The 9,413-nt window shown below is 54.1% G+C and carries 9 protein-coding genes; 4 read left to right on the forward strand and 5 right to left on the reverse strand.

Translation table 11 applies throughout. The annotated features are described in order from the left end of the window. From NWQ23_RS15495 to NWQ23_RS15515, 5 genes are all read right to left on the reverse strand, one after another. A partial coding sequence (locus tag NWQ23_RS15495) for an SDR family oxidoreductase (RefSeq protein ID WP_306167293.1) occupies positions 1–737 on the reverse strand: 737 nt, incomplete at its 3' end. Further along, positions 734–2,056 (reverse strand): FAD-binding oxidoreductase, encoded by a 1,323-nt coding sequence (locus tag NWQ23_RS15500; RefSeq protein ID WP_306167294.1) that lies wholly within the window; start codon positions 2,054–2,056, stop codon positions 734–736. The genes NWQ23_RS15500 and NWQ23_RS15495, both read right to left, overlap by 4 nt. Next, positions 2,053–2,481: a GtrA family protein gene (locus NWQ23_RS15505; RefSeq protein ID WP_306167295.1), complete on the reverse strand. Its 429-nt coding sequence runs from the start codon at positions 2,479–2,481 to the stop codon at positions 2,053–2,055. Before NWQ23_RS15505 ends, NWQ23_RS15500 begins: the two co-directional genes overlap by 4 nt. Then, positions 2,478–3,911, reverse strand: a complete 1,434-nt coding sequence (locus tag NWQ23_RS15510) for a UbiA family prenyltransferase (RefSeq protein ID WP_306167296.1) — start codon at positions 3,909–3,911, stop codon at positions 2,478–2,480. Before NWQ23_RS15510 ends, NWQ23_RS15505 begins: the two co-directional genes overlap by 4 nt. A gap of 218 nt (positions 3,912–4,129) precedes the next feature. Continuing rightward, on the reverse strand, positions 4,130–5,203 hold the full coding sequence (locus NWQ23_RS15515) for an acyltransferase (RefSeq protein WP_306167297.1): 1,074 nt from the start codon (positions 5,201–5,203) through the stop codon (positions 4,130–4,132). 226 nt (positions 5,204–5,429) lie between these two features. Here NWQ23_RS15515 and NWQ23_RS15520 point away from each other — a divergent pair, with 226 nt between their 5' ends. The 4 genes from NWQ23_RS15520 to NWQ23_RS15535 all read left to right on the forward strand — a co-directional run bounded on the left by NWQ23_RS15520 (position 5,430) and on the right by NWQ23_RS15535 (position 9,199). Next, positions 5,430–6,287, forward strand: a complete 858-nt coding sequence (locus tag NWQ23_RS15520) for a glycosyltransferase family 2 protein (protein ID WP_306167298.1) — start codon at positions 5,430–5,432, stop codon at positions 6,285–6,287. A 185-nt stretch (positions 6,288–6,472) separates the two neighbouring features. Next, on the forward strand, positions 6,473–7,384 hold the full coding sequence (locus NWQ23_RS15525; RefSeq protein ID WP_306167299.1) for a hypothetical protein: 912 nt from the start codon (positions 6,473–6,475) through the stop codon (positions 7,382–7,384). Between the two features lie 225 nt (positions 7,385–7,609). After that, positions 7,610–8,122: a hypothetical protein gene (locus NWQ23_RS15530; protein ID WP_306167300.1), complete on the forward strand. Its 513-nt coding sequence runs from the start codon at positions 7,610–7,612 to the stop codon at positions 8,120–8,122. A 321-nt stretch (positions 8,123–8,443) separates the two neighbouring features. Then, positions 8,444–9,199: a hypothetical protein gene (locus tag NWQ23_RS15535; RefSeq protein ID WP_306167301.1), complete on the forward strand. Its 756-nt coding sequence runs from the start codon at positions 8,444–8,446 to the stop codon at positions 9,197–9,199. Positions 9,200–9,413 lie beyond the last annotated feature (214 nt).

Below are 9,413 nucleotides of genomic sequence, written 5' to 3' on the forward strand. Positions count from 1 at the left end.
TAGATCTTCATTCCCTTGAAAATCCGCTCGGGGATATTGCGGATAATCATCATGATAAGCCACCAAATGGACCGGACATATATGATATTCCGGCCCGATGCGACAGCGCTAGAAATCTTGTTGGCCACCTCTGCTGGCTGTGCTGTCAACTTCGCGGGCAGGTCCATCCCTGCAGTCATCTGCGTCGCCACAAAACCCGGCAAAACCGTCAGCACATGCACGTTCTTTTTGGCCATGCGGTTGCGTAGACCTGAAAGGAAGGCGGTAAAGCCTGCCTTGGCCGAGCCATAGACATAGTTGGTCGCCCGCCCACGGTCGCCCGCCACCGAGCTGACGCCCACAAGTGTACCAGACCCGCGCGCCTCGAACCGGTTCGCCAATTCAGCAAGGATGCTTGCCGGCCCCTCGAAGTTACTGCGCATCACAAGTGAGGCCGCAGATAGATCACGCTCATTCTGTGACTGTTCACCCATATATCCGACAACACATACGGCGATCTGAGGCAGTTCTGGCAAGCTGTCGACGAAAGCGGCATGGGTATCAAAAGCCAGCGCATCAAAGCTGTGCAGGCTGACAGACACACGATGGCGCACTTCGATGTCCGCCTTTGCGCGATCAAGGGATTCAACGTTACGCGCAGCAAGCTGTACCGGGTGACCAAGAGCAGCAAACCTATGCGCCACGGCCATACCGATATCTGACCGCGCCCCCAGAATGAGAACGGCACCTTTACTCATAACAACAACCTTTCGGATTGCGCAGACTGGAAAGCCCGGTCTGTCCCCAACTCTGCCCTTTTATGAATGAAATCAGGCACCCGTGTGTCGCTTTCGTGTAAAACATCTGACGACATGCGTGCATCTTTGGCCAGATAGAACCGGCCCCCGTGATCAATGGTGATCCTGTCCAATTCCTTGAGCAAGGCAAGATTTGCTGGGTTGGCGGGGAAATCCAGTGCCAAAGTGTAGCCCGGCATCGGGAAGGAAAACATACCCCCCTGCGCGCCAAAGCGCTTCAGCACTGCCAGAAATGACCCACTCCCCGCCTTTCCGATCGCCCTCAGCAAGGCCGTCAGGCCCGCTTCGGAACTCTCAAGCGGAAATGCGCATTGGAACTGCACGAATCCCCGACGTCCATAGGCGCGGTTCCATTCCAAAATCGCATCAAGCGGATAGAAGTAGCTATCCCAATCAACCAGATTGGTCCCCGCATTCCGTGACCCTTTCCAGTAATAGAGACTGTTGAAGGCCCTCACGACGGGTCCCGACAGAACAAAATCCGGCGCATCAAAAGGCAGCCGCTTCTTGCCTTTGGCCTTAAGCGCAAAGGGGTCGCGGTTTTCGCGGAAACTCAGTTGATCAGGCGTTGCATGATCGCCAAGCATGACCAAGGACCGGCCCATTCCCCGACCCGTCTGCAGGCAATCGATCCAAGCCACCGAATAGGTAAAGTCATGTGCCCCTTCAAAGATTATCATTGCCGCCTTCAGATTTGGCGCGGGAATGGTCGTCTGATTGATCCAACCGGTGTCAACTTTCCGCAGCTTGATCGCGGCGCGCAAGATGATCCCTGTCAGCCCCATGGACCCGGGAATCCAACTGAATAGCTCTGCGTTTTCAAAAGGAGAGCAACGCCGCACGCGGCCCTGTGCATCCATGATGTCGACCCATTGCACGCAGGAGGCCATTGATCCGTCTTTGTGGTGGTTCTTGCCGTGTACATCGGCCGCGATCATCCCACCCAGAGTGACGAATTTCGTGCCGGGCGTGACAAGGGGAAACCAGCCGCGCGGCAGGAACGTTGCAATGATGTCCGCCAACAACACCCCTGCTTCTGCCTCGAGCACGCCGGTTGCTTCATCAAAGGCCAGCATATGGTTGAAGGCAAGCATCCCGACGGTCCGGCGTGGCCCGACCGCGCTGTCACCATAGGCTCGGCCATTGCCGCGTGCGATGACACCGCCGCCTGCAACAGTCGCGGCGAGATCGGCTTCGGTACCGGGGGTCACCAGTTCGGTTTCAACAGGGGCATAGCGCCCCCATCCCGTCAGCTTCATGCCGCCTGCCCCCGTGTCAGGGTCGCATCCGTAAAGACAAAGCGGCGATCAAGATTGTATTTGACGACATATCCGATGCTTAAGCCGATAACGGCACCAATCTCGCGCATCACATCGGTTTGCCAGATCAGCCAAAAGACCGTTTCAGTCCCCCAGAAGATGACTGTCGTCGCAACGCCCATGACCATATAGAGACCGAATTTCTTGCCATGTGCCGCAGCGCCGGTTGCGGTATCAAAAAAGATCCAGCGCTTATCAAGAACGTACTTGATCACCAGCCCGACAATCGTGCCCGCCCCGACCGCCGCCATGAACATCGCGGGCCCATCGCCGGCTGTAAGCACAAGCCGCTGAACCGCCAGGTTTGCGATCGTCGCAATCACGGCAAAGCACGCATAGCGCAGGATCAGTGTCTTCAGGGTCAAATGAATGCTCCGGCCAAAGCACACAGCAGAATGGCGGCGCCGCAAATCTGGCTGACCCGATCCTTTGCTGCATAGACCACGGGATCATCGTGCATCCAGCCACGGTGCGTCACCATAACGATCCGCGTAATCCAATAAAGCAGGATGAGACAGACACCCCACATTGCCTCGGGGTAGGTATAGAGTGAGGCAACGGTGGGCGAACTGACATAAAGCGCCATAACAAGAACGGACACAAAGCCCGATGAAATGGCTACTTGGCTTATGATCGGCAAGTCATCGACGATATAGCCACGCCCGCTGGCGCTGAGCTTTCCGCGCTTGGCGGTATCAATCAGCTCCGCCTGCCTTTTCACAGCAGCAAGTGACAAAAAGAAGAAGATAGAAAATGCCATGAGCCAGACTGAGAGGGCAAGACCAGTCGCCACGCTGCCCGCAACAAGCCGCATAGTGTAAAGACCCGCCAAGGTGCAGATATCGACTACAGTCCGTCGCTTGAGGTCCAGGGAATAGGCCATCGTGATGCCAAAATATGCGACCAACGTCAGAAGCAGATAACCGTTCAAGCCACCTGCGATTGCAAAGCCCATCGCCAAAAGGCCTGCACCCAGCCACGTTCCGTGCGCTATGGGCAAAGCGCCTGATGCAAAGGGGCGCTTGCACTTGCGCGGATGCGCACGGTCCGCCGCCAGATCAAGCAGATCATTAAAGACATACCCCGCCGAGGCGATCATCGAAAACGCGACAAACGCCAGAAATGAATTCCAGAAGGTGGCTGCCTCGAACTGATGGGCAGCCAGCATTGGCAGGAAAATGAGGATATTCTTGAGCCACTGATGCGGGCGCAGTGCTTTGATATAGGGTTTGAAGGATCGGGGCCGCGTGGTCAGATGCTCGGCTGTTGCGGGCAGCGCCCCAACACGGCTTTTCAACGCCGCCGGAATATTGACGGTGATCGCCTGCTGTGCCTCGGCCCAAACCGGCAGATCGGCTTTTGCATCACCGACATAGGCAAAGCCGGTTTCGGCATAGCGGTCTTTGAGAAAGGCCGCCTTGTTAGGCCCTTTCAAATTATGGGTGCCATCAGAGCCGAAGACTTCATCGAATATTCCCAGATGCTCACCGATCCGTTTTGCGATCTGTTCTTCGCTGGCCGTTACGAGGGCCGTTGTCCCTCCGTCAGCACGCCACTTTTCAACATAGGCGATGACAACGGGATCATAGGGAAGCGTCGCGACGGAAATCTCGCCGTCTTCCGCCAATTGACGCTTTAACGCGGCCTTACCGCCCATCAAGGATCGCAATGCGCGAAAGGGACTCTTCCAACTCTTGCCCAGAGCGCTCCAAAAGGTTTCAAAGAGTATGTCGGAGCGCAGCAAAGTGCCGTCTAAATCAACAATGAGCGCGGGCTTGCTAACTGTCTTTTCCAATTCACTATTCCAAACACTTTTTTAAACGCTCGTTCCTTTGGGATAGAAAACCCAATCCGCACTCTTTGAAAGGAACTTATAGACTGTCGCGACCATGTGTTAGACAGCCTACCCTATTGAGGCAACCTCTTAGTCTCTATCCGACAAACAATCACACAAGACGGCTTTTCACAGCAAAGAAGATCGTTGTTTCACACGATATTTCTGTTTCGTGGCTATCACAGGGCCTGCGGCGGGCCTGACAATCTCTTGCGCAAAGGATGAAAGGGCTTTTCGCCGATTCGAAAAACCAAGTCCGCCCAAAAACACGAAAGCGCAAAAGCGAGCACAAAAAAGAGCGCTATATTGTCCGCTGCAACCCCGTTGTTTCGAAGCGCCTCGATAATGACGAAGTGGCACAGGTAGACGGTGTAGGACCAGACCCCGATTCTGCGCACAAACCCCCAATTCAGTGGCTGAAAGACAAGCGCTTCGGGCCGAGTGACTGCAAAATGAAAGATCGGAATCAGCGCTAGACCCTGAAGTGAATAACGCAAGGTGGAGCGAAAAACGTCTTCCCGATAGACGAAGGTGAAGAGAATGACACCCACAGCCATTGCCAGAATAGCGTACATGGCTACCGGGTTTTGAAAGGCGCGCGGCAAAGTCAATTTCCGGTCATGCATCAGCGCAAGCAGGCAGCCAAAGAGCAAGCTGTCAAATCGCGTGTCAGTCGAAATATAGACTGTCCATTCGTCGTCGCCGAAACCCAGGACGTGCACGTAGCGCCAGATCAGGCTCAGGACGATCAAGCCTACCAGATGGTGCAACCCGATGCGTCCCCACATCAATAGAAGGAACAGCACCGGCCAAATGAGATAGAAATGTTCTTCGACAGAAAGAGACCAGAGTATTCCCAAGCCTTCAACCACTGGCTCCACAGGGCCATAAAGAGAGAAATAGTTATAAAAGAAGAACACTTGGCTCAACATTGTGAGTGGATCAAGTGTGCCTTGCGCATACCCCGCCCATACCAACAGCGCCGCCCCAAAAAGGGTCAAGAGCAGCGGTGGGGCGAGGCGAAGCACGCGCCGCAGGTAGAACCGCTTTAGCGAAATTGTTTGGTAGGAAGCATACTCTCTCAAAAGCAGTGTCGTGATCAGAAATCCTGAAAGAAAGAAAAACACGGTCACGCCAAAGCCGCCAGGGATGGGGATATTCAGGCCCAAATGACCAATGAAGACAAGCAGGATAGAAACTGCTCTTAAGCCATCAAGCGAGGGGATCAGCCCATCTTTCGAAGGTGTGGTCATGGTGCGTGATCCTTGTCGCTATTACCCAAAAAACTTTTACGTTAACCATTTATTGATAGTCATGCATTCCGGATTCGCACAAACGATCTTTGCCAACCGCCCAAAGTCCGGAACACTTTGGGCTATTTTGTTGCCGGTCCGAGGAAGGCTCCCAAGCGATGATTAGCGGTTGCCGCTGAGCAACAGCAATCTAAGATGGTGGCGTTGTTTTATAGTAAGGCGTCGTGTGGATAGCATAACTTCCCCAGAGGATGATCCGGCACTGGCCGTGCTGATCCCAGCGAACAACGAAGCTGCGCTGATCGGCGATTGCCTTGCCGCTGTCGCCGCATCCCGCTGGAGCGGGGGGCCGGTTGAGGTGATCGTCATTCCCAATGGCTGCACCGATAACACCGCAGAAATTGCGCGCGCACAGGCGAAAGCTTTTTCAAATCGCGGTTGGGATTTGATCGTCATCGAGCGCGCAGAAGGCGGAAAGCTGGCTGCGCTCAATGCCGGTGATACAGCGGTAAGGGCCGGAATCCGAGTCTACCTCGACGCCGATGTCATCGTCGGGCAAGAGCTTCTTGCCCAGCTCCACGAGGTGCTGAATTGCGATCAACCTCGCTATGCCAGTGGCAAGGTACGCATGACCGCTCAAAGTTGGGTAAGCCGCGCCTATGCACGCATCTACTGCCAAGTTCCCTTTATGGCGCAAGGCGTGCCCGGCTGCGGTGTTTTTGCGGTGAACGCTACAGGGCGGGCGCGTTGGGGTGCATTTCCGCAGATCATTTCCGACGACACATACGTCAGACTACAATTCACGCCGGAAGAACGCATTGGCGTGCCTGCCGAATATCGTTGGCCTGTGGTCGAAGGGCTGCGGAACCTGATCAAGGTGAGACGCCGTCAGGACATTGGGGTCACCGAAGTCGCAACCCGTTTCCCCGAACTCCAAAAGAATGAGGGAAAGCCCGCACTCTCAACTGCAGAGAAACTGCGCATGGCGGCCAAAGATCCTGTAGGTTTTACAATCTACACCAGTGTTTCACTTCTTGGTAAGCTAACCCGTCGGCAGAGCGCTGGCTGGGACCGTGGCAGATAGCTCATGTACAGGGACGACTGACCATTGCTTAACGCCATAAATTTCCGTTTTCACCACTGTCGAATATTGTTAACCCAAAAGGTTAACAGACTTTGTTTAACTTGCTTCCAATCCCGTGGAAAATCTTATTGCGAGAACCACGGTGCCTCCGAAGCGCATTTGTAGGAGCCTTTCCAATGTCCCGAATGAACAGACGCACCATATTGAAGAGCGGCACGGCTGCGCTGGCGATGCCTTTGATTGGCGGTCTGCCCAATATGGCTGCGGCGCAGGCCGCTGAAATTTCACTGAACGCCAACTTGGTCACTGTTGGAAACAGCCTGATCGACCAGAGTGTCGACATGGTCAACTTCTTCTCTTCGGTTTACGGGCGTGGAAACGGCACGCTCACGCATCAATCAATACCAGGAGCGCCATTTCAATGGAACTGGGATCATGCGCACCAAGCCACGATTAATGCGAAAGCGGCCCTGCAGCGTGGAGGCCAAGATATCTTTATGGGTGTCGAGAGCGTCCCCTTCCGACACTTGCAAGACCCCGGTGATGTTTGTTCAGTGACGGCATGGAAAGACTGGTACGATCTCGCAATAGGGAACGGCGTAAGCCGGTTCTTTGTATTCGAGGCTTGGCCCGACCTTCAATCAGGGAGCCCAGACTATGAGCCCGAAGATAGAGGTGATCCAGACACGCAAATTCCCTGGCGCGAACGGATCAGTTTCTCGCGGCAATTCTATATGAGAATGGTCGACTATGTGAACGAACGAAAAGGTAACGGGCCCTCTGCAAATCTGATCCCCGGCGGTGCCATGTTCGGGCAAATCTATGACGATATGGCTGCTGGCCGTACACCTGAGGGGCTAAACGGCATTCAGGACCTTTTCCTCGACACGATCCACCCAAATATCAGTGGGCGTTATGCCATGGCATGCCTCATGTACGCTTGCATCTTCCGCCGCAACCCACAAGGAATGCCCGTGCGGACCGCGAATATCCACGGGACATTCTATGACAGAATTCCTCCGCGACAGGCGGCGTACTTCCAAGCCTTGGCGTGGGAGATTGCCAACGCCGAGCCAATATCCGGCCTGTCAGGTTGACGCGAGACCTGCGATTGCCCGTCGATTGACAGCGGATGATGTTGTTGGTTTCTACTTAGAGCAATCCGAAAGGTGCCTCACAGAAAGCACGAAACGATGGATTCTAGCCACTGCGCTTGAGAGACAACTGGAGTAGCCATCATCGAAGAGACATTTTTGACCTGCGCCCTTGGGGACTGGTCACCCGGCATTGGCGATCCCACAATCCGAGGCTGGTTGACAGTGTTGATCTACGCTCTTTCAGCACTGGTCGCAGGTTGGGTCGCCATTGCGGCTCCCTTTCCTCGGAGGTCAAGACACCGCGAGCGGTTCTTCTGGACATTGTTGGCGATCGGGCTGGTCCTGCTGACCATCAACAAGCAGCTCGATTTGCAATCCTTCATGACGGCAATTGCGCGGTGCATTGCGCTGGCAGAGGGCTGGTATGACCAAAGGCGCACCATGCAATCCGTGTTCATCCTTGTATTTGCCCTAACTGGGTTTCTCTTGGGACTCTATTTCCTATGGTTGCTCAGGGGCACTATGAAACGGTCTGCCTTGCCGCTTTTTGGTGCCGTTTTGGTGATCTGCTTCGTCCTTATTCGCGCTGTCAGCTTTCATGCGATCGATAAACTGATCCACCTGACGCTTCCCTCTTGGGGAAGCGCGGTAAGTGTTAATTTCCTGCTAGAGATACCCGGGCCGCTCATCATCCTTGCAAGCGGGCTTTGGCTATTGAAGCGCCGCAACCGAGCCTGAGCCGGCCGGCGCCAAAGCGTGGACGGCTCTTGTTTCGGGCACAAAGCAAAGCTCGGCAAAGATCGTCGCGGAACACTCTGAGCGGATCCGGACCCGATGGATTCCAAGCAATCGCTGGCCATTGATGGCCCAATAGAAACAAAGCGTCTGTTGTAGGCTGATTACCCAAGGTTCAGGCCGACGGTCTGAAAGAAAGTGGCAAGACTTTGGATGACAAAGCTTGCTAAGCGGCTAAATGTCGCGCTATTGAGGGCATAGAAGTTTTTTAGTTGTGTTCTGGAGTGAGTTATCGTGCCCAAATTTTCAAAAGCCCGCATTCTCTTGTCAGCGATCCTGGTATTTGCTGCTGGAGCATCTCAAGCGGCGACGATCAACGTACTTCGTGAAGCGAACAATCCCCATCAGTCAGCTTACGGCATGCATGCCAATACAGGTGTTGAAGGTAGTGCCTTGGATGGCGCGCAGATCAGCGCGACTTTCGCGGATGGGACAACCGAAACGCTGACTTGGATGGCCAATCCGACGCTGTACACAGAAAATGCGGGTACCGAAAACGAAGTATCGTATTATGGCATTGATGGCTCTGCTGTTGGAGAGCGCATAAATTTCTTCATGGACTGGCAGGGGTTTGAAATGACCACGTCCAGCCTTTTGTCATCAATTTCCATCAATGTGGCCCCTGCGAATGTGGTTTTTGACACCACGACCAACCTTGATACCGACCCGAATGGGGGTTCGACGATCGGATCGAGCTATGGTTTCCAGTTTGAACTCTATTCTGAGTTTGTCGACCTGCCCGGCGCGATCAACGTGGCCTATTCCGGTATCGTGAATCTGGCAGGCGCATTGGCTGTGGGTGATCTCTTTACGACAATGACGGTCGATTTCTCGGCTTTGGCGACGGGCGGTGTTTTGGGTAGCTTGAACTTCTTGAGCGATCTTGACTCGATGGCGGTTGCAAATGACCTGACGCCAGTACCTTTGCCTGCAAGCTTGGCACTTTTGCTGGTTGGCCTGTTGGGCATGGGTCTTGTGGGCAGCAGAAACAAGTCTGACCAACCTCTCCAAATCGCATAGTCGGAACAGACCAAAACCGAATTCTAGGACGGGATGACAGCATGCATGGCAAAAGCCTTGCATGCTTTTTCTGTTGTTGCCCTGAAACTGGGGAATATAAGTCGTAGAATAATCGTGTCTCTTTATGAATGGGGGAGTGTCAGGGAGTAGGTTAATGGTTGGCTAAGTATCTGAAAAGTATAGGGTAGATTGGAAAGTCTTGGTAAAGATGGAC

The organism is Yoonia sp., from assembly GCF_030731595.1.
Taxonomy (GTDB): Bacteria; Pseudomonadota; Alphaproteobacteria; order Rhodobacterales; family Rhodobacteraceae; genus Yoonia.